At 74.5% G+C, this 18,438-nt stretch carries 18 protein-coding genes and 1 tRNA gene; 10 read left to right on the top strand and 9 right to left on the bottom strand.

The annotated features are described in order from the left end of the window. Positions 1 to 33 precede the first annotated feature (33 nt). Positions 34 to 121: transfer RNA gene (locus tag A8713_RS06005), tRNA-Leu, on the top strand. Positions 122 to 135: 14 nt separating this feature from the next. Here the strand turns inward: A8713_RS06005 and A8713_RS06010 are convergent. Together A8713_RS06010 and A8713_RS06015 are read right to left on the bottom strand one after the other, a co-directional pair. Then, a complete protein-coding gene (locus A8713_RS06010) occupies positions 136 to 1,527 on the bottom strand; it encodes a phosphoribosyltransferase (protein WP_064531922.1) in 1,392 nt (463 codons plus the stop codon). A gap of 11 nt (positions 1,528 to 1,538) precedes the next feature. Continuing rightward, positions 1,539 to 1,853: a dsRBD fold-containing protein gene (locus A8713_RS06015; RefSeq protein ID WP_064531924.1), complete on the bottom strand. Its 315-nt coding sequence runs from the start codon at positions 1,851 to 1,853 to the stop codon at positions 1,539 to 1,541. A gap of 192 nt (positions 1,854 to 2,045) precedes the next feature. On the opposite strand from A8713_RS06015, the gene A8713_RS06020 reads away from it, so the two are divergent. Beyond that, a complete protein-coding gene (locus A8713_RS06020; RefSeq protein ID WP_173860804.1) occupies positions 2,046 to 2,420 on the top strand; it encodes a YchJ family protein in 375 nt (124 codons plus the stop codon). 22 nt (positions 2,421 to 2,442) lie between these two features. Here the strand turns inward: A8713_RS06020 and A8713_RS06025 are convergent, their stop codons facing one another. Beyond that, positions 2,443 to 3,144 carry a FadR/GntR family transcriptional regulator gene (locus A8713_RS06025; RefSeq protein WP_064531928.1) on the bottom strand — a complete coding sequence of 234 codons (702 nt, stop codon included), beginning with the start codon at positions 3,142 to 3,144 and terminating at the stop codon, positions 2,443 to 2,445. A gap of 164 nt (positions 3,145 to 3,308) precedes the next feature. Between A8713_RS06025 and A8713_RS06030 the strand changes: the two genes are divergently transcribed. Both A8713_RS06030 and A8713_RS06035 read left to right on the top strand, forming a co-directional pair. Next, positions 3,309 to 3,860, top strand: coding sequence for a gluconokinase (locus A8713_RS06030; RefSeq protein ID WP_064531930.1), 552 nt, complete (start codon positions 3,309 to 3,311; stop codon positions 3,858 to 3,860). Between the two features lie 93 nt (positions 3,861 to 3,953). After that, positions 3,954 to 5,351, top strand: coding sequence for a GntP family permease (locus A8713_RS06035; protein WP_037896647.1), 1,398 nt, complete (start codon positions 3,954 to 3,956; stop codon positions 5,349 to 5,351). 89 nt (positions 5,352 to 5,440) lie between these two features. Here the strand turns inward: A8713_RS06035 and A8713_RS06040 are convergent, their stop codons facing one another. Together A8713_RS06040 and A8713_RS06045 are read right to left on the bottom strand one after the other, a co-directional pair. Next, on the bottom strand, positions 5,441 to 6,988 hold the full coding sequence (locus A8713_RS06040) for an APC family permease (RefSeq protein ID WP_064531933.1): 1,548 nt from the start codon (positions 6,986 to 6,988) through the stop codon (positions 5,441 to 5,443). Next, positions 6,985 to 8,001, bottom strand: a complete 1,017-nt coding sequence (locus A8713_RS06045; protein WP_237305310.1) for a hypothetical protein — start codon at positions 7,999 to 8,001, stop codon at positions 6,985 to 6,987. The genes A8713_RS06040 and A8713_RS06045 overlap by 4 nt, the downstream gene beginning before the upstream one ends. A gap of 531 nt (positions 8,002 to 8,532) precedes the next feature. Here A8713_RS06045 and A8713_RS06050 point away from each other — a divergent pair. From A8713_RS06050 to A8713_RS06065, 4 genes are all read left to right on the top strand, one after another. After that, positions 8,533 to 9,426, top strand: a complete 894-nt coding sequence (locus A8713_RS06050; RefSeq protein ID WP_026252958.1) for a DMT family transporter — start codon at positions 8,533 to 8,535, stop codon at positions 9,424 to 9,426. Positions 9,427 to 9,496: 70 nt separating this feature from the next. Beyond that, the gene (locus A8713_RS06055) at positions 9,497 to 10,012 is read left to right on the top strand and encodes an NUDIX hydrolase (protein WP_064531935.1); all 516 of its coding nucleotides are present in this window, start codon (positions 9,497 to 9,499) and stop codon (positions 10,010 to 10,012) included. Between the two features lie 48 nt (positions 10,013 to 10,060). Beyond that, entirely contained in the window at positions 10,061 to 10,453 is a 393-nt protein-coding gene (locus tag A8713_RS06060) for a YidH family protein (RefSeq protein ID WP_064537276.1), read from the top strand. Next, on the top strand, positions 10,450 to 10,863 hold the full coding sequence (locus A8713_RS06065; RefSeq protein WP_064531937.1) for a DUF202 domain-containing protein: 414 nt from the start codon (positions 10,450 to 10,452) through the stop codon (positions 10,861 to 10,863). The genes A8713_RS06060 and A8713_RS06065 overlap by 4 nt, the downstream gene beginning before the upstream one ends. 40 nt (positions 10,864 to 10,903) lie before the next feature. On the opposite strand, the gene A8713_RS06070 is transcribed toward A8713_RS06065, so the two are convergent. The 4 genes from A8713_RS06070 to A8713_RS06085 all read right to left on the bottom strand — a co-directional run bounded on the left by A8713_RS06070 (position 10,904) and on the right by A8713_RS06085 (position 15,519). Beyond that, a complete protein-coding gene (locus tag A8713_RS06070) occupies positions 10,904 to 11,845 on the bottom strand; it encodes an NADP-dependent oxidoreductase (RefSeq protein WP_064531939.1) in 942 nt (313 codons plus the stop codon). Between the two features lie 593 nt (positions 11,846 to 12,438). Beyond that, on the bottom strand, positions 12,439 to 13,032 hold the full coding sequence (locus tag A8713_RS06075) for a TetR/AcrR family transcriptional regulator (RefSeq protein WP_064531941.1): 594 nt from the start codon (positions 13,030 to 13,032) through the stop codon (positions 12,439 to 12,441). A gap of 25 nt (positions 13,033 to 13,057) precedes the next feature. Further along, positions 13,058 to 14,758, bottom strand: a complete 1,701-nt coding sequence (locus A8713_RS06080) for a class I adenylate-forming enzyme family protein (RefSeq protein WP_064531943.1) — start codon at positions 14,756 to 14,758, stop codon at positions 13,058 to 13,060. Next, positions 14,755 to 15,519: an SDR family oxidoreductase gene (locus A8713_RS06085; RefSeq protein ID WP_064531945.1), complete on the bottom strand. Its 765-nt coding sequence runs from the start codon at positions 15,517 to 15,519 to the stop codon at positions 14,755 to 14,757. Before A8713_RS06085 ends, A8713_RS06080 begins: the two co-directional genes overlap by 4 nt. A gap of 192 nt (positions 15,520 to 15,711) precedes the next feature. On the opposite strand from A8713_RS06085, the gene A8713_RS06090 reads away from it, so the two are divergent. Then, positions 15,712 to 16,959, top strand: coding sequence for an exo-beta-N-acetylmuramidase NamZ family protein (locus A8713_RS06090; RefSeq protein ID WP_064531946.1), 1,248 nt, complete (start codon positions 15,712 to 15,714; stop codon positions 16,957 to 16,959). Positions 16,960 to 17,097: 138 nt separating this feature from the next. After that, entirely contained in the window at positions 17,098 to 18,411 is a 1,314-nt protein-coding gene (locus tag A8713_RS06095; protein ID WP_064531948.1) for a hypothetical protein, read from the top strand. Positions 18,412 to 18,438 lie beyond the last annotated feature (27 nt).

Here is an 18,438-nt window from a genome sequence, read left to right on the forward strand (position 1 = left end):
GCCGCGGGGGAAACCCCGCACGACAGACACCTTGTCCGGGTGGCGGAATGGCAGACGCGCTAGCTTGAGGTGCTAGTGCCCTTTATCGGGCGTGGGGGTTCAAGTCCCCCCTCGGACACCAGCAGAGACCCCAGTTCATCTGGGGTCTTTCGCGTTTTCGGGTGCGGTGGGCGGCGGCAGGTGGGTCGTGAACCAGGTGCGGGACAGGTCCGTGGCCTGGTCCAGGGTGCCGGGTTCCTCGAAGAGGTGGGTGGCGCCGGGGACGACGGCGAGGTGGTTCTCGCAGGTCAGGTGGGTCTGGGCCTGGCGGTTGAGGTCCAGGACCTGGGGATCGGCGCCGCCGACGATCAGCAGGGTGGGGGCGGTCACGGCGGGCAGGGCGGGGCCGGCGAGGTCGGGGCGGCCGCCGCGGGAGACGACGGCGGCGATGTCCGTCCCCGGCTCCGCGGCGGCCCGCAGCGCGGCGGCTGCTCCGGTGCTGGCGCCGAAGCAGCCGAGGGGGAGGTTCCGGGTGTCCGGGCGGCGCCGCAGCCAGGCCGTGGCGGCGGTGAGGCGGGCGGCCAGCAGGGCGGTGTCGAAGACGTTGCCGCGTTCGCCCGCCTCCTCCTCCGTGAGCAGGTCGAACAGCAGGGTGCCGAGCCGGGCGCGGTGCAGCCCGGCGGCGACGTACCGGTTGCGCGGGCTGTGCCTGCCGCTGCCGCTGCCGTGCGCGAAGACCACGAGGCCGGCCGGGGCGGCGGGGATCGTCAGGTGTCCGGCCAGCCGGACCGGGCCCGCCTCGACCTCCACCTCAGCCTCCACTTCCGCCTCAGCCTCCACTTCCGCCCCGGCCTCGGCCTCGGCCTCCTCGGCGGTCTCCCCCGGCTCCCCGGTCCGCTCCGTCCGGTCGCCGGAAGCCGCCTCGCGCAGGCAGGCGATGACGTCCTCGTCGTCGAGCTGGGCGAAGTCGGTGTAGAACTGGCCGACGGCGAAGAAGCCCGACGGGGTCTCCAGAGCGACCAGTTCGTCGGCCTCGCCCGCCAGGCGCCGGGTCCAGTCCGGCGGGGCGACCGGCACCGCGAGCACGGTGCGCGCGGCGCCCCTGGCCCGTACCGTCCGGCAGGCCGCCCGCGCGGTCGAACCGGTGGCCACCCCGTCGTCGACCAGCACGACGGTCCGCCCGGCGACGGGGAGCGCGGGCCGGTCGCCGCGGTAGCGGGCGGCCCGGCGGAGCAGTTCGCGCTGCTCGCGCTCCGCCACGCGCTCCAGCGCCGCCGGCGGTACGCCCACCTCGCGCACCACCGTGTCGTCCACGACCCGCACGCCGTCCTCGCCGATCGCACCCATGGCCAGCTCGGGCTGTGCGGGCACGCCGAGTTTCCGTACCAGGCAGAGGTCCAGCGGGGCGTCGAGCGCCCTGGCCACCGCGGCGGCGACCGGGACGCCGCCGCGCGGCAGGCCGAGCACCACGACGTCCGGCCGCCCGGCGAGCGCGGCCAGCCGGTCGCCGAGGTGCCTGCCCGCCGCCGCACGATCCGTGAAGAGCACGGTCGGGCTCCCTACTCCCCGGAGGTCCACAGCGGGGCGGACGATGTCGCCTCGGGCGCCCCGACCGCCTCGATGTCGCCCGCGGCGGCGCGCATCAGTTCGCGGCCCAGCGCGATCAGGGCCCGGCCGGCGGCGAGTTCGTCGCCTATCTCGGGCACCTCGGGGTCGTAGGGGCTGCGGCGGGCCTCCGCGCAGCTCTCCAGGACGTTGTCGCCGGTGTCCAGGACGATCCGGGCGGTGGTGTCCGGGTCGTGTTCGGACAGGTACAGGTTCAGCCGCCATTCCTTGACGGACGCAGGCCGGCTGGTGTCGACGGGTCGCGTCATCGTCGGTCCCTCCTCAGCTCCGCTCGCCCCGGCTCCGCTCTCCGGGGCTTCTCCGGCTCCTCTTGCTGCTCCTGCTGCTCCTGCTGCTCTTCGCGCCCCTTCCACTGTCCACTGTGCCTCGCGCGGGTGCGGGCCGCGCGGTCCGGCAGGCAGCGTCCGCCGGCGCGCGCGGGGGCGGGCAGAATGGGCGCCATGACCACGCGTTCCTGCCCGTGCGGGCTGACCGGGCCGTACGAGAAGTGCTGCGGCCGTCTCCACTCCGGCGCGGCCGCCGCTCCGAGCGCCGAGGCGCTGATGCGGTCGCGGTACAGCGCCTTCGTGCGCCGGGACGCGGGGTATCTGCTGCGGACCTGGCACCCGCGGACCAGGCCGGAGCTTCTGGAACTGGATCCGGGGATGCGCTGGACGGGCCTGGAGATCCTGGACACGGCGGACGGCTCCGCCTTCCACGCCACCGGGACGGTGACGTTCCGGGCGTCCTACCGGGGCGGGTCACTGCACGAGCGCAGCCGCTTCGAGCGGGTGGACGGGGCCTGGGTGTACGTGGACGGCGACTTCCTGGCGTAGCCGCGCCGAGGCCGTGACACGGCTACGGCGCCAGGACGTCCAGTTCCTGGAGGGCGCCGACCGTGATCTCCCGGGTCAGCCGCTCGGCGCGTTCGGCGTCGCGGGCGCGGACGGCCTCGGCGACCTGGACATGCAGGGTGACGGCGGCGGGGTCGGGGTCCTCGAACATGACCTCGTGGTGGGTGCGGCCGGTGAGGACCTCGGCGACGACGTCGCCCAGGCGCGCGAACATCTCGTTGCCCGAGGCGGTGAGGATGACGCGGTGGAAGGCCATGTCGTGGAACAGGTACTGCTCCAGCCGGTGGCCGCGTGAGTTGGCGACCATGCCGAGGGCGCACTCGGTGAGTTCGGCGCACTGCTCGGCGTCGGCGTACCGGGCGGCGAGTCCGGCCGCGACCGGTTCGACCGCCGAGCGCAGCACGGTCAGGGAGCGCAGTTGGCGCGGCCGGTCGGCGCCGGCCAGCCGCCAGCGGATGACCTGGGGATCGTAGACGTTCCACTCGTGCTGCGGGCGTACGGTCACGCCGACGCGGCGGCGGGAGGCGACCAGGTGCATGGACTCCAGGACGCGTACCGCCTCGCGCATCACGGAGCGTGAGACGTCGAAACGCTGTGCCAGTTCATCGGTGCGCAGGACACTGCCCGGGGGGTACTCACCCGCGGTGATCGCGGGGCCGAGGGTGTCCAGTACGCGGCCGTGCAGCCCCCGGCCCGGTGTGCTCATGCACTCAGCGTACGGGGTGGATCACGGAATCGAAAAGTCAGACTTATATGTCACAGACTCTTGAATTCGTCGTACCTAATGGGTTTCAGTGTGGCGGACGCCGGATGTCGGCGTCCCATGTCAGACCCATGTCGGTCCATGTCGAGGAAGACAGCGAGGCAGTGATGCGCACCCCCCACGTCGTCGTGGTGATGGGCGTCGCCGGTACGGGCAAGACCACCATCGGTCCCCTGCTCGCGGGCCGGCTCGGCGTCCCGTACGCCGAGGGCGACGACTTCCACCCACAGGCCAACATCGACAAGATGGCGGCCGGGATCCCGCTCGGCGACGAGGACCGCCGGCCCTGGCTCGACGCCATCGGCGCCTGGGCGCACGGGCGGGCCGGGCTCGGCGGGGTGGTGAGCAGCTCGGCCCTGAAGCGGGCCTACCGCGACCGGCTCAGGGCGGCGGCCCCCGGGGTCGTCTTCGTGCATCTGACCGGTGACCGCGAGCTCATCGAGGACCGGATGGCGCAGCGCCAGGGGCACTTCATGCCGACCGCGCTGCTGGACTCGCAGTTCGCCACGCTCCAGCCGCTGGAGGCGGACGAGCGCGGTGTCGCGGTGGACGTCTCGGGTACGCCCGAGCAGATCGCCGCGCGCGCCGTGGCCGCCCTGGACGGCCTCGACGGTGCCGCGCCGGACGCCACCGCGCCCGGCGGTCCGGCCTCGCGCTGACGCTTCCGTTGCCGCGCGGCCACCGGCCGCGCCTCCTCCGGCCCCCACCGTCGCCTTCCTTCCCGTCCCTCTTCACCTCCAAGGGAACACCCCGTGACCAGACTCAGCGTCGAGATGCTGGCAGCGGACGCGCCCCCGGCGATCACCTCGGCCGGACACGCCCAGCTGGGCATCGCCGTCCTGGCGGGCATCGCCGTCATCGTCCTGCTCATCACCCGGTTCAAACTGCACGCCTTCCTGTCGCTGACCATCGGCTCGCTGGTGCTCGGCGCGGTCGCGGGCGCGCCGCTGGACAAGGCGATCACCAGCTTCACCAGCGGACTCGGTTCGACGGTCGCCGGTGTCGGCGTGCTGATCGCGCTGGGCGCGGTGCTCGGCAAGCTGCTCGCCGACTCGGGCGGCGCCGACCAGGTGGTGGACACGATCCTGGCGAGGGCCAAGGGCCGGGCGATGCCCTGGGCCATGGTGCTGATCGCCTCGGTGATCGGGCTGCCGCTGTTCTTCGAGGTCGGCATCGTGCTGCTGATCCCGGTGGTGCTGATGGTGGCCAAGCGCGGCAACTACTCGCTGATGCGGATCGGCGTCCCGGCCCTGGCCGGTCTGTCCGTGATGCACGGTCTGATCCCACCGCACCCCGGTCCGCTGGTCGCGATCGACGCGGTCAAGGCCAACCTGGGCGTGACGCTGGCGCTGGGCATCGTCGTCGCCGTGCCGACCGTGATCATCGCCGGTCCGCTGTTCTCCAAGGTGGCGGCCCGCTGGGTGGACGTGCCCGCGCCCGACCGCATGCTCCCGGAACGCGCCTCGGAGAAGCTGGAGCACCGGCCGGGCTTCGGCGCCACGCTCGCCACGGTGCTGCTGCCGGTCGTGCTGATGCTGGCCAAGGCCCTGGTGGACATCGTCGTCGACGACGGCACGAACATGACCCAGCGGGTCTTCGACGTCATCGGCTCCCCGCTGATCGCGCTGCTGGCCGCCGTGATCGTCGGCATGTTCACCCTGGGCCGCCCCGCGGGCTTCACCAGGGAGCGGATCAACTCCACCGTGGAGAAGGGCCTGATGCCCATCGCGGGCATCCTGCTCATCGTCGGCGCCGGCGGCGGCTTCAAGCAGACGCTGATCGACTGCGGTGTGGGCCAGATGATCCTGGACATCTCCAAGGACTGGTCGATCCCTGCGCTGCTGCTGGCCTGGCTGATCGCGGTGGCCATCCGGCTGGCGACCGGCTCGGCGACCGTGGCGACCGTTTCGGCCGCCGGTCTGGTCGCGCCGCTGGCGGCCGACATGTCGACCGCGCACACGGCGCTGCTGGTGCTGGCGATCGGGGCCGGCTCGCTGTTCTTCAGCCATGTCAACGACGCCGGGTTCTGGCTGGTGAAGGAGTACTTCGGGCTGAGCGTCGGGCAGACGGTCAAGACCTGGTCGCTGATGGAGACGATCATCTCCGTGGTGGCCGGTGCGCTGGTCCTGCTGCTGTCGCTGATCGTCTAGCGCCGGGTCCGGCGGCGGTGGCGCCGAAGCGCGTACAAGCCGAAACACGTACGAGGCACCACCGCCGCCCACGCCCGCCCCGCAGGGCGTCACGGTGCCGACCCGGCCGCCTTCTCCAGCTGGAACGCCTCGTTGCCCAGGCCGATGCGGGCGTGGGTTTCGGGTCTGCGGGCGCGCAGCACGGAGCCCTGGACCAGGCCGACGACCGCGGCGAGGCCGATGATGCCGGGCAGGATCCGGCTCAGGGCCGAGCCGGGGCCCGTGCCGACCAGGACGTCGAAGTCCTTCACCGTGTAGAGGGCGATCACCAGCAGGGCGAGTCCGGCCAGGGCGGAGGTGACCAGCCGCCAGCCCTGGGTGCGCGCGGCGCCGCGCCGTACGAAGAAGACGATCACCGACAGCGAGGCGGCCGCCATCAGGAGGATCACGCCGAGCGCGCCGATGTTGCCGCCCCAGGTGAACAGGTGCAGGACGGGGGCGGTCGGGTCGCCGGCCGGTCTGTCGTCGGTGACCGCGAAGGCGACCACGATCAGCAGCGAGAAGACGGTCTGCGACAGGGAGCCGGTGGCCGGTGCCCCGCTGGCGCTGGAGGTGCGGCCGAAGACCGGGGGCAGCAGCCCCTCGCGGCCCATGGCGAAGGCGTAGCGGGCGACGACGTTGTGGAAGCTGAGCATCGCCGCGAACATGCCCGTCACGAACAGGACGTGCAGGACGTCGGTGAAGGTGCCGCCGAGCCGGGACCCGGTGAGCGAGAACAGCAGCCCGGCGCTCTCCTCGCGGGCGGTGCCGACGATCGCCGAGGGGCCGGTGGCGACGGTCAGCGCCCAGCTGCTGAGCGCGAAGAAGACGGCGACCCCGGCGACCGCGAGGAACATCACGCGGGGCACCAGGATGTGCGGGCGGCTGGTCTCCTCGGCGTAGACGGGTGCCTGCTCGAAGCCGAGGAAGGCGGCGATGCAGAAGCACAGCGCGGTGCCGATGCCCGCGCCCGACAGGGTGTCCGGGTCGAACGCGTGCAGGGACAGACCGGCCGGGCCCGGGTCGCCCACGGCGGCCACGTCGAAGACGACGACCAGCACGACCTCGATCACCAGCAGCACGCCGAGCACGCGCGCGTTGACGTCGATCTTCAGCCAGCCGAGCGCGCCGACCAGGGCGACGGCCGCGAGCGCCGGGATCCACCAGGCGACGGTGAGGTCGGCGTAGGTGGCGAACAGGTTGGACACCTCGAAGCCGAAGATGCCGTAGATGCCGGCCTGGAGGGCGTTGTAGGCGACGAGGGCGACGAGGGCCGCGCTCGCCCCGGCGGTGCCGCCCAGCCCCCGGGAGATGTAGGCGTAGAAGGCGCCCGCGTTGTGGACGTGGCGGCTCATCTCGGCGTACCCGAGGCTGAAGAGGACCAGCACCACGCCGAGGATCACGAAGAGCAGTGGCTGCCCGACGATGCCCATGACCGCGAAGGTGGTGGGCATGACCCCGGCGACCACCATCAGCGGGGCGGTCGCGGCCAGCACGGACAGCAGCAGGCCGCCCGTGCCGAGCCGGTCGGCGCGCAGGGCGCGTTCCGGGCCCTTGAAGGTGCTGATGCCGCCGCCGTCGGCGGTCGGCCTGCTCGGGTTCGAACTGCCCGTCGTCATCGGGGCCGTCCTTTCGGGCGTCGGGGCCTGGGTCTGGGGGCTTGCGGGGGCCGGGAGACGCGCCAGGCGGTGCCGAGCGCGGCGGCGCGGGCGGTGCGGAAGGCGGTGTACGGGTCACGCTCCGGGTAGGACCAGGGGTGCTCGGTGGCGTGGTCGCCGATGCGCAGGAAGAGGGCGGCGGCCTCGGCGGCGCGGCCCTCGCAGTGCTTGGCGTGGGCGAGGTAGTTCAGGTCGACCACGCGCCGCGGATGGCCCTCCTGCCCCCACTCCAGCCACCAGTCGAAGGCGGCCTTCATCACCTGTCTGGCCCTGCGGCCCGCCCAGTGCCCGCAGCCGGCCGGGTCGGCGCCCGCCCGCCCCGCCGCGGCCAGCGCGCGATAGCGCTCGGCGTGGGCGACCACGGGAAGGATGGCCAGCGGGGAGTCGGCGGGGGCCTGCTCGGCGGCCCAGTTGGCGAAGTCGTAGACCTCGTGCAGCGGGTCGGGTCCGGCGGCGGCGTGGCGTTCGGCGAGCGCCGCCACCATCAGGTGGTGGGCGTGGTGGTGGTCCGGGTGGCGCAGGCGCACCTCGTCGAAGAGGCGGACCACGTCCTCCTCGGCGCCCAGGGAGCGCTCCAGCAGGAGCAGGGCGAGCCAGGGCGTCGGGTCGGCGGGCGCGAGGGCGGCCGCCGCACGGCACGCCTCGCGGGCCGGGCCCGGCTTCTGCCGGCCGTGCAGCGCGCGCTCGACCAGGGCGGCGCCGAGCAGCACGGACGCGTCGGCGGACTCGGGTTCGGCGAGCAGCCAGTCGCGCGTCCAGGCGGCGGTGTGCGCCTCGCGGGCGAGGACGGTGACGCGGTGCGCGCGGCGGTCCCAGTCGTCACCGGTGCGCGCGAGCAGCGAGCGGACCGCCTGCCAGCGGCCCTGGGCGAGGGCGGAGCGGGCCGTGACGAGTTCGGCGTCGTCGAGAGCGGCGTCGAAGGCGTGGGCCGCACGCTTGCGGCCACGGCCGAGGGGAGGCGGGGGTGGGGGCACCGCGGGACTTCCTCACGCGCTCTTCGTTCGTGCTGTGTGCGTCGCTCTGCCGTGCTCTGGGCGTCGCTCTTCGTCCGTGGTGGGCCGCGCCGCTCGTGGATTGCCGCCGCTCGCGTCCCTCCGGCCGGGTGCGGATCCGCTCCCGGTCACCGATCGCTGGTCGTCCGATCACGGACAGCAAACCCGCAGCCAACAGTCGGCGTCAAGGGCCACCGGAGTGTTACACGCGTCAACTCGACATGAAGGGGCGGTACTTGTGGAGAGCGGCGGGCGGAGCGCCGCCGGACCGGGTTCGCGGGGTTCCTTCACCCGTGTGGCGTAGGCCATGGCGCGCTTCGGCGCGGCGGCCCACCATGGCCGTGTCGCCCTGCCGCCGCCCACGTGTCGCCGTGCCGCCGCCCTCCCGGACGGGCCGCGGCGGCCGGATCGAGCGCGCGGATCCGGGTACACGCATCGGCGGACAGTGCCCTGGAACGCTAGAGTCGGCCCTTACGCACCCCGTGGCCCGGCCGGATGATCGAGGTACGCAGCGTGTCGGTTCTGGTTCTGACTCTCGCCGTGAGCGCCGCGTGCTGCCTGGGCTTCGGCTTCGTCCTCCAGCAGAACGCCGCCCAGCGCGCTCCGCTCAGCGACTTCCTCTCGCCCCGGCTGCTGCTGGACCTGATGAGGGTGCCGCGCTGGCTGGGCGGGCTCGGACTGATGGTGCTCGGCATGGTGCTCGGCGCCGTCGCCCTGGGCCACGGCGAGATCTCCCTGGTGGAACCGCTGCTGGCCACCAATCTGCTGTTCGCCCTGGCGCTGTCGCGCTGCCAGACCCGGCAGCCGCTGGGCCGCCAGGGCTGGCTGGGGCTCGCGCTGCTGGCGGGCGGTGTGACGGCGTTCATCCTGGCGGGCCGGCCCCGGGCGGGCAGCGCGGTCACCGATCCGCTGCGGCACTGGCTGATCATCGGGACCATGGTCGGCCTCGCGCTGCTGCTGACCACCTACGCCAAGCGTTCCCGGCTCAGCTGGGGGCCGGTGCTGCTCGCGGTGGCCGCGGGGCTGCTGTACGGCGTGCAGGACGCGCTCACCCGGGTGAGCGGGCAGCGCTTCTCGGCGGGCGGCTGGTCGGAGCTGTTCACCGGCTGGCAGCCGTACGGACTGCTGGTCATCGGCGTCACCGGGCTGATCCTGGTGCAGAGCGCCTTCGAGACGGCGCCGCTGCGCATGTCGCTGCCCGCGCTCACCGCGGCCGAACCGCTGGCCGGGATCGCCTGCGGGGTCGGCTTCCTCGGCGACCGCCTGCGCACCGACGTCGCCGCGCTGACCGGGGAGGCGGCGGGCCTGGCGGCGATCGTGGCGGGCATCGTGCTGCTCGGCCTGCATCCGGCGATGCCGTGCGGCGCCTCGGTGCCCGAGCAGAAGCGGAAGCTCCAGCCGCGCTGAGCCCGGCCGCCGGACCCGCTGCGTGCGGTGCGCCCGCTGCCGGGACCGGGCGGGCTGCTTGGATGGGGGCATGAGCGCTGCGGAGGAGATCCTCGACATCGTCGACGCCGACGACCGCGTCGTCGGACAGGCACCCCGCGGGGAGGTGTACGCCCGCGGGCTGCGGCACCGCTGCGTCTTCGTGGAGGCGCGGGACGCCGGGGGGCGGCTCTTCGTCCACCGCCGCACCGCGTCCAAGCTGGTCTTCCCGTCCCTGTACGACCTGTTCGTGGGCGGTGTCGTCGGCGCCGGGGAGAGCTACGACGACGCGGCCCTGCGCGAGGCCGAGGAGGAGCTGGGGGTGACGGGGCTGCCGCGCCCCGAGCATCTGTTCACGTTCCTGTACGACGACGGCGCCGGGCACAGCTGGTGGTCGGCGGTGTACCGGGTGCGCTGCGAGCTGCCGGTGCGCCCGCAGGCCGAGGAGGTCGCCTGGCACGGCTTCCTGTCCGAGGACGAGGTCGGGCGGCGGCTCGGCGAGTGGGAGTGGGTGCCGGACGGCCTCGCCGCGTACGAGCGGCTGCGGGCGTACCGGGCGGCAGGATGACCCGGCCCCCGGCGTCCGCCGGACGTGTGCGTGGGTAAGGTCCCCACCGTGATCGACTTCGCACGGAACGTCCGCCTGTGGTTCGCCCCCGAGGAGGTCAGGCAGGAGGGCCGCACCCCGGACTACCGCTTCTCGCTGGCCAACGAGCGGACCTTCCTCGCCTGGCTGCGGACCGCGCTCGCCCTGATCGGCGGCGGGTTCGCCGTGGACCAGTTCCTGCCGGGGCTGCGCTGGGCCTGGCGCGTCGGTCTCGCCCTCGCCCTGCTCGCCGCGGGCGTGCTGTGCTGTCTGCGCGCCGTCAACCACTGGGTGCGCTGCGAACGGGCGATGCGGCGCGGCGAGGACCTGCCCGCCTCCCGCTTCCCCGCCGTGCTGGGCCTGGTCGTCGCCGTCGTGGCCGTCGCCATGGTCGTGGTGGTCCTCGCGGGACGGGCCGGGTGAGCGGGGCCGACGGGGCGGACGGGGCCGACGGGGCCGACGAGAGTCATGGGGGCACCGGGGGCCTTGGCGGCGCGCCCGCGGGCGGCGGTGCGGGGACGGCGGCCGCCGGGCGCGATCCCGGGCTCCAGCCGGAGCGGACGCGGCTCGCCTGGCGGCGTACGACGCTGTCCGGCACGGTGGTCGCCGTGCTCGCCGTGAAGGCGGCGCTGCACGGCGGTGTCTCACCCGCCGGGGTGCTCGTCTGCGCCCTGTGCTTCCTGCTGTGGCTGGGCTTCCTGCTGGTGGCCCAGGCCCGTATCCGCTGTCTGGCCCGGACGGCCGCCCCGCCCGCCCTCACCGCCCGCCTGGCCACCGCGGCGGTGCTCTGCACGGTGGCCCTGGCGGTGTGCGCGTCGGCGCTGGTCCTCTGAGGCGGCCCCGGACGGCTCCGGCGGGAGCGGCCAGGGGCCGCTACGCCGCCGTCCCCCGGTCCACCGTCACGACGATCTTCCCCCGGGTCCGGCCCTCCTGGCTGTGCCGCAGCGCGTCCGCCGCCCGTGCCAGCGGGTACGTCTCCGCGACGTGCACGCTCAGCACCCCCTGCTCGGCCAGCTCGGACAGGTGCAGCAGATCCCGGGCATCGGGGCGGACGAAGCAGTAGCGGCCGCCGTGGTCGGTGACCTCCGGGTCGGCGATGGAGGCGAGGCGGCCCTCGGGGGCGAGCAGCTGGGCGGAGGTCCTGGTGGTCTCGCCGCCGATCGTGTCGAACACCGCGGCCACCCCTTCGGGCGCGAGCCCGCGCACCCGCTCGGCCAGGCCCTCGCCGTAGGTGACCGGCTCGCCGCCCAGGGAGCGCACATAGGCGTGGTTGCGCTCGCTCGCCGTGCCGATCACGCGGGCGCCCAGATGGGCGGCGAGCTGGACGGCGAACGAGCCGACGCCGCCCGCCGCGGCGTGCACGAGCACGGTCTCGCCCCGCCTGACCCGCAGCGCCCCGGTGAGCACCTGGTAGGCGGTGAGCCCGGCCAGCGGGATGCCGGCCGCCTCGGCGAAGGAGAGGCCGCGCGGTTTGCGGGCGAGCGTGCGCACCGGGGCGGCGACGTACTCGGCGAAGGTGCCGCGGGACAGGAAGTCCTCGCGGACGTAGCCGATGACCTCGTCCCCGGCGGAGAACTCGGTGACCGCCGCGCCCGGCCGGACCACGACCCCGGCGAGGTCCCAGCCGGGCACCACGGGGAAGACGGGGTCCAGGAGGGCGTCCAGGTAGCCCTCGCGGCACTTCCAGTCGACCGGGTTCACGGCGGCGGCCCGCACCTCGACCAGCACCGAATCGGGGCCGACCTTGGGGTCGCGCACGTCCCCGTACTCCAGCACCTCGGGTCCGCCGTAGCGGCGGTAGCTGATGCCTTTCATGGCACCGACCCTCCGTGCCGCCCGCCCGCGCCGCAACCCGGCGCGCGGGCGAGGGTGCGGAGGAACGCGAGGAGACGGCGCGGAGTGCCGCAGGCCGTGACACGTGACCGAGGGCGGATTCACGGCCGCCCGCGCCGAACTCGTCGTGCGGTCGGCGCTCAGCTGGCCGGCGCGCGATCCGGCACGGGAGCCGGGCGCCGGCCTGTTCGGCGGCACGGGCCACCGGGTGGTGCTCACGGAGGCCGGGCGGGCGCTGCGGGCGGGCGAGCCGGACCTCGCCTGTCCGGCACCGGACGCGCGGGAGCTGCCCGAGGGGCTGACCGCGTACGTGGCCCGGCACGAGGAGCTGGTGCCGGCCACCGGGCCGGGCCATCCGCTCGCCGCGGCCGGGCGGACCCCCGCGCGAGGACCTCGCCGGTGCGGGCAGGGGTCGGGGCGGCGTTCGTGCCCCGGGCCGTCGGGGAGCCGGAGCGGGCCGGGCTGCCGTGCGTGCGGATACGGCGGCCCGAGCCCCGAGCCGGGCCGTACGGTCGTGCCGGCCGGGCCGGGGCCGCGGCCCCGGAACCCGGCCGCGGCGGCCCGGCCGGCTCACCTCACGGGCGCAGCGCCCGCAGCAGCAGGTCCGCCAGGTGGTCGGCGACCTCCTGCGGGGTGAGGGGGCCGTCCGGGCGGTACCAGGTGGACAGGTGGTGGACGGAGCCGAAGTGGTAGTCGACCACCAGGTCGGCGGGGGTGGCCCGGGAGAAGACGCCCTGGTCCTGGCCCTCCTCGATGAGCGCGCGGAAGCGTTCGTGGTAGCGCCGCCGCTCGGCGCGCACCTGCTTGAACTTCTCCGGGCTCAGGTGGTGCATGGAGCGGAAGAAGATCGAGGCGTCGTCGAGGTTGTCGATGGTGGTGACGACGACGTCGGCGGCGGCGTCCCGCACGCGCTTGTGCACGGGTTCGTCGGCGTCGGCGAAGGCGTCGAGGCGCTCCTGCTGGAGGCGCAGCACGCGCGCGTACACCTCGTGCAGCAGGTCGTCCTTGGAGCCGAAGTAGTGGTACAGCGCGCCCTTGGTGACGCCGGCCGCCTCGACGATCTCCTGGACCGAGGTGCGGTCGTACCCCTGGGCGGCGAAGAGCCGGGTGGCGGCGGCCAGCAGCCGCTGGGGCACGGGGGTCCCGGCCGATTCCGTCGTCCTGGGCACTGCCGCCACCTGCCTTTCCGTGGTGCTACGGGTGTCGTGGGTCCTGCTCGGTGCCGTCGCGGTCACCACGTGAACGCAGTTCCCGCCGGAGGATCTTCCCACTCGCCGTCTTCGGCAGCTCCGGCAGGATCTCCACCTGCCGCGGGTACTTGTAGGCGGCCAGCCGCTCCTTGCAGTACGCGGCGAGCGCGTCCGGCTCCGCGGCGGCGTCCGGGCGGAGGCTGACGTACGCCTTGACGGTCTCGCCGCGGTAGGCGTCGGGCACGCCGACCACGGCCGCCTCGCGCACCGCCGGATGGGTGTAGAGGACGTCCTCGACCTCGCGCGGCCAGACCTTGAAGCCGGACGCGTTGATCATGTCCTTCTTGCGGTCGACGACGTACAGCCAGCCCTGTTCGTCCATGAAGCCGATGTCGCCGGTGCGCAGTTCGCCGCCGGGGAAGGTCTCGGCGGTGGCGTCGGGGCGCCGCCAGTAGCCGGGGACGACCTGCGGGCCGCTGACGACGATCTCGCCGGGGGTGCCGAAGGGCGTCTCGGCGCCGGTGTCGTCGACGACGCGCACGACGGTGTCGGGTCCCGGCACGCCGACGGCGAGGGTGCCGGAGACCGGGTCGACGGGAGCCTCCCGGCCGGGCGGTACGGAGGCGCAGGGCGCGGTGCACTCGGTGAGGCCGTAGCCGTTGCGGATGTACGGGCCGAAGCGGGCGCGGAACGCCTCGACCAGCGCGGGCGGCAGGGGCGCGCCGCCCGAGGAGATGACGTGGAAGGAGGAGAAGTGGTCCGGGGTGACGGCGGGGTGGGCGGCCAGCGCCATGAAGGCGGTGGACGGGCCGACGGTGTAGTGCGGGCGGTGTTCGGTGAACGCCTCCAGCACGAGGGAGGGTTCGAAGCGGTGGGCCAGGACCAGGGTGCCCGCGCTGTTCAGACAGGCGCCGAACTGGCAGACCATGCCGGTGATGTGGAACAGCGGTGCCAGCGCGAAGTAGACGGGCGCCTCGGGCAGGCCGAGGCCGGTGCGCTGGCGTTCGGCGTTGTACATGATGTTGCCGTGGGTGTTGGTGGCGCCCTTGGGGGTGCCGCTGGTGCCCGAGGTGTAGCTGATCAGCGCGAGGTCGCCGGGCGCCGGGGCGGGCGCGGCGGGGGCCGGGTGCCCGGCGCGGGCCACGGCCGTCAGGTCGTCGGCGTCCGGGGTCTCGGGCAGCCGTTCGAAGGCGAGCGCGCGCGGGTCGTCGCGGGTCTGGAAGTCGCGTTCGCAGGCGGTGAGGACGATCCGCACGGGCGAGCCGGCCGCGGTGGCGCGCAGGAAGGACTCCCAGGCCCGGTCGGTGCAGACGAGCGCGCTGACCTCGGCGTCCTTGAGGACGTGGGCGACCTCGGCGGACTTGTACATCGGGTTGACCGGGACGACGGTCGCGCCCGCCTTCCAGGCGCCGAGGACGGCGAGCACGAAGTGCGGCGAGTTCTGGAGGACGACGGCCACCCGGTCGCCGGGGCGCAGTCCGCGCGCGGCGAGGTGTCCGGCCACCGAGTCGCTCAGCTCGTCGGTCTCGCGGTGGCTGAGGCGGGCGTCGAAGTAGGCGAGGAAGGTGCGGTCGGGGGTCTCGGCGGCCGACCGGCGCAGGGCGTGCACCAGGGAGTCGGCGGGGTGGACGGGGGCGCGCTGGGCGTCGTCGAGCAGCGGCAGCCAGGGCTTGGCCGCGTACCGGGAGGCGGGCGCGGCGCTCACCGGGCCTGCTCCCAGGTGCGCTGGATGCGGTTCATGCCGGTCAGCCAGTGGTCGGGGTCGGTGGCGCGGGCCCGGTAGAAGCCGGCCGCCTCGGGGTGCGGCAGGATCAGGAAGCGGTCCTCGGCGATGCCCTTGAACAGGGCGTCGGCCACGTCAGCGGGTTCGACGGCGGTCGGCCTGAGCACCAGGTCGCCCGCGCTCCCGGCCGCGTCGAGCATGTCGGTGCGCACCCCTTGCGGGCAGATCGCGTGGACCTTGATCCCGCGGTGGCGGTACGTCAGCGACAGCCACTCGGCGAAGGCGTAGGCGCCGTGCTTGGTGACGCTGTAGGGGGCGGCGCCGATCATGGTGAGCAGTCCGGCGGCGGAGACGGTGGAGACGAACCGGCCGGCCCCGCGCTCCAGCCAGCCGGGCAGCAGCGCCTCGGCGGCGCGGACATGGGCCATGACGTTGACGTCCCAGGCCCGCGCCCAGACCTCCTCGCCCGCGGCCTCGGTGCCGGCCGAGCCGAGGCCCGCGTTGGCGCAGTAGACGTCGACGGTGCCGCCGAGCGCGTCGCGGGCGTCGGCGACGATCGCGGAGGCGTCGCCGGGCAGTGCGATGCCGCCGGTCTCGGCGGCGACGGCGGCCGCCTTCGCGGCGTCGAGGTCGTTGACGACGACTCTGGCGCCCTCGGCGGCGAACCGGCGGGCCAGCGCCGCGCCGATGCCCGCTCCGGCCCCGGTGACGACCACGCCCGCACCCTGAACGGCTTCCACCAGCGATCTCCTTCGCCCTGGTCCGACGCGCTCGCGGATCGGCTCCGCGGCGACACACTAACCGGTCGGTATGCCGCGGGGAAGAGGGGTTCGGGCCGGGCGTGCGCCGGCTCGCTCCCGGCTCGTTCCCTGACGGCGGGGCGCACGCTAGCGTGCGTGGGCATGTCACCCGCCCGCGATCACGGAGGTCACCGGATGAAGCTGTCCCGTCGGAGTCTGCTCGCCACCTCGGCCGCGGTGGCCGCCTCCGCCGTCCCCGCCGCGCAGGCCGAGGCGGCACCGCGGGGCCGGGGCCGGCCGCTGCGGACCGGGTTCGAGCGGCTGGCGGCCGACGGCTACGCGCCGCTGGCCGGGCAGCGTGTCGGCGTCGTCACCAACCCGACCGGCGTCACCCGGGACGTACGGCACATCGTCGACGTGATGCACGCCGACCGCCGGGTGGACCTCCGCGCCGTGTTCGGGCCCGAGCACGGCTTCCGCGGCACCGCGCAGGCGGGCGGCTCCGAGGGCCGCTACGACGACCCGGCGACCGGGCTGCCGGTGTACGACACGTACCTCAAGAGCGGGCAGCCGCTGGCCGACGTGTTCACCGCCTCCGGCGTGGACACCGTGGTCTTCGACATCCAGGACGTGGGCGCCCGCTTCTACACGTACATCTGGACGCTGTACGACTGCATGGAGGCCGCCGCGCTCGCCGGGAAGCGGTTCGTGGTGCTGGACCGGCCGAACCCGATGACCGGCCGCGAGGCGCTGGGGCCGGTGCTGCACAAGGAGTTCGCGACGTTCGTGGGGCGGCAGCCCGTCGCCCAGGCGCACGGCATGACGGTCGCGGAGCTGGCGCGGCTGTTCAACGCGGAGTTCCTGGCCACCCCGGTGCGGCTGGAGACGGTGCTGATGACCGGCTGGGACCGGTCCTCGTTCTACGACGCCTCCGGGCTGCCCTGGGTGCCGCCGAGCCCGAACATGCCGACCCCGGACACGGCTCTCGTCTACGCGGGGACCTGCATGTTCGAGGGCACCAACCTCTCCGAGGGCCGGGGCACCGCCCGCCCCTTCGAACTGCTGGGCGCGGAGGGCCTGGACGGCCGCTGGGCGGACGCCGCCAACGCGCTCGGCCTGCCCGGGGTCCGCTTCCGCGAGGCGTACTTCGCGCCGACGTTCTCCAAGTTCGCGGGGAAGACGGCCGGCGGGGTGCAGATCCATGTGCACGACCGGGCCGCCTTCGACCCGCTGCGCACCGGGATCGCGCTGCTGGTGACCGCCAAGCGGGTCTGGAGCGGCTTCGCCTGGCGCCCGGACGACTGGATCGACAAGCTCACCGGATCCGCCCGGGTGCGCACGATGATCGACGCGGGCGCGGACACCGACGAGGTGGTCGGCGGCTGGCGCACCGAGCTGGCCGCCTTCCGCCGTACGCGCGGACGCCACCTGCTGTACCGCTGAGGCGCGCACCGGCGCGGCGCACGGCGGCGGCGTGCCGGGGAACTCCCCTCCCGCGCCCGTCCTGACGTATGGCCAACTCGCCCCGGCGGCGGGACGATGCATCCCACATCGCACCGCTTCGGGACGAGGGGGACGGTCATGACGGAACCAGGGACGAATCCGGCCCCCTACTGGGAGCTGACGTTCGACGCGGACGGGGACGTGGACGGCCCGGAGCGGGACCGGCTGCTCGCGCAGGCGGGCGCGAGCGGGGTGCGCGACCTGATCGTCCTCGCGCACGGCTGGAACAACGACCGCACCGGCGCCACCCGCCTCTACCGGCACTTCCTCGCCCCCGTGCCGGACCTCGCGCCGGGCGCGCGGGTCGGGTACGTGGGGGTGATCTGGCCGTCGATGCGGTTCTGCGACGAGCCGATCCCCGACTTCCCGCGCTCCACCGCCGCCTCCGCGCCCGGCCCCGCCCTCGACAAGGACACCCGGCACGCGCTGCTGGAGACCTTCCCGGGGCGGGCCACGGTGGTGGACCGGCTGGTGCGGATGCTGGACGAGCGGCCGCGCGAGCAGGGGGCGGAGGAGGAGTTCGGGCGGCTGGTGCGGCTGCTGGTGGAGGTGGTGCCGCCGGGGCCGCAGGCGCACTTCGCCGCGGACACGGTGGCGGAGGGCGTCCCGGAGAGCGGCCCCCGTATGTTCACCCGGCCCGCCGCTGAGGTCTGCGCGGAGTTCGCCGCTGCCCTGGCGGGTCTTGAGGCGCCCGGCGGCGCGGCGGCGTTCGCGCTGCCGGACCCGTGGGAGGGCGCCAAGGAACTGCTGCGGCAGGCGGCGTACTACGCGATGAAGCGGCGCGCGGGCACGGTCGGCGAGCGCGGGCTCGGACCGGTGGCCGGGCGGCTCGCGCAGGCGGTGCCCGAGCTGCGGATCCATCTGGTGGGGCACAGCTTCGGCGGGCGGCTGGTGTCGTTCGCGCTGCGCGGGCTGCCCGCGCGGGTGCGGGCGGTGAAGTCGGTGACGCTGCTCCAGGGCGCGTTCTCGCACTACGCGTTCGCCGCCCGGCTGCCCGGCGACCCGCGTACGGGCGGGGTGCTCCAGGGCCAGGAGCACCGGGTCGACGGGCCCGTGGTGTGCTGCCACTCCTCCCACGACACGGCGCTCGGCACCTTCTACCCGCTGGCGTCGCGGCTGTCCGGCGACGACCGGTCGGTGCTCGGCGTGGACATCGGGGCGCTGCTCGGGCCCCGGTGGGGCGCCCTGGGGCACGACGGCGTGCAGGGGGTGCCCGGCACGCGCGCGTGCACCCTGGCCGACGCGCTGCGCGGGCCGCTGCCCGCCTCCGGCTGCGTGAACGTGGACGCGTCCGCGGTGATCAGGAACGGCGGGCCGCCGGCCGGTGCGCACAGCGACATCGTGCACCCGGAGCTGGCCCGGCTGGTGCTGGCGGCGGGTCGCGTGCGCTGACCCGCCGCCGGCACCCTCACCGCCGGG

The organism is Streptomyces sp. SAT1, from assembly GCF_001654495.1.
In the GTDB taxonomy this organism is placed as follows: domain Bacteria; phylum Actinomycetota; class Actinomycetes; order Streptomycetales; family Streptomycetaceae; genus Streptomyces; species Streptomyces andamanensis.

Coding starts and splice junctions, on each gene's coding strand:
- A8713_RS06055 (WP_064531935.1), top strand. CDS start 9,497: ATGAGCGCTGCGGAGGAGATCCTCGACATCGTCGACGCCGACGACCGC.
- A8713_RS06040 (WP_064531933.1), bottom strand. CDS start 6,988: ATGACGACGGGCAGTTCGAACCCGAGCAGGCCGACCGCCGACGGCGGC.
- A8713_RS06020 (WP_173860804.1), top strand. CDS start 2,046: ATGACCACGCGTTCCTGCCCGTGCGGGCTGACCGGGCCGTACGAGAAG.
- A8713_RS06090 (WP_064531946.1), top strand. CDS start 15,712: ATGAAGCTGTCCCGTCGGAGTCTGCTCGCCACCTCGGCCGCGGTGGCC.
- A8713_RS06015 (WP_064531924.1), bottom strand. CDS start 1,853: ATGACGCGACCCGTCGACACCAGCCGGCCTGCGTCCGTCAAGGAATGG.
- A8713_RS06070 (WP_064531939.1), bottom strand. CDS start 11,845: ATGAAAGGCATCAGCTACCGCCGCTACGGCGGACCCGAGGTGCTGGAG.
- A8713_RS06025 (WP_064531928.1), bottom strand. CDS start 3,144: ATGAGCACACCGGGCCGGGGGCTGCACGGCCGCGTACTGGACACCCTC.
- A8713_RS06030 (WP_064531930.1), top strand. CDS start 3,309: ATGCGCACCCCCCACGTCGTCGTGGTGATGGGCGTCGCCGGTACGGGC.
- A8713_RS06095 (WP_064531948.1), top strand. CDS start 17,098: ATGACGGAACCAGGGACGAATCCGGCCCCCTACTGGGAGCTGACGTTC.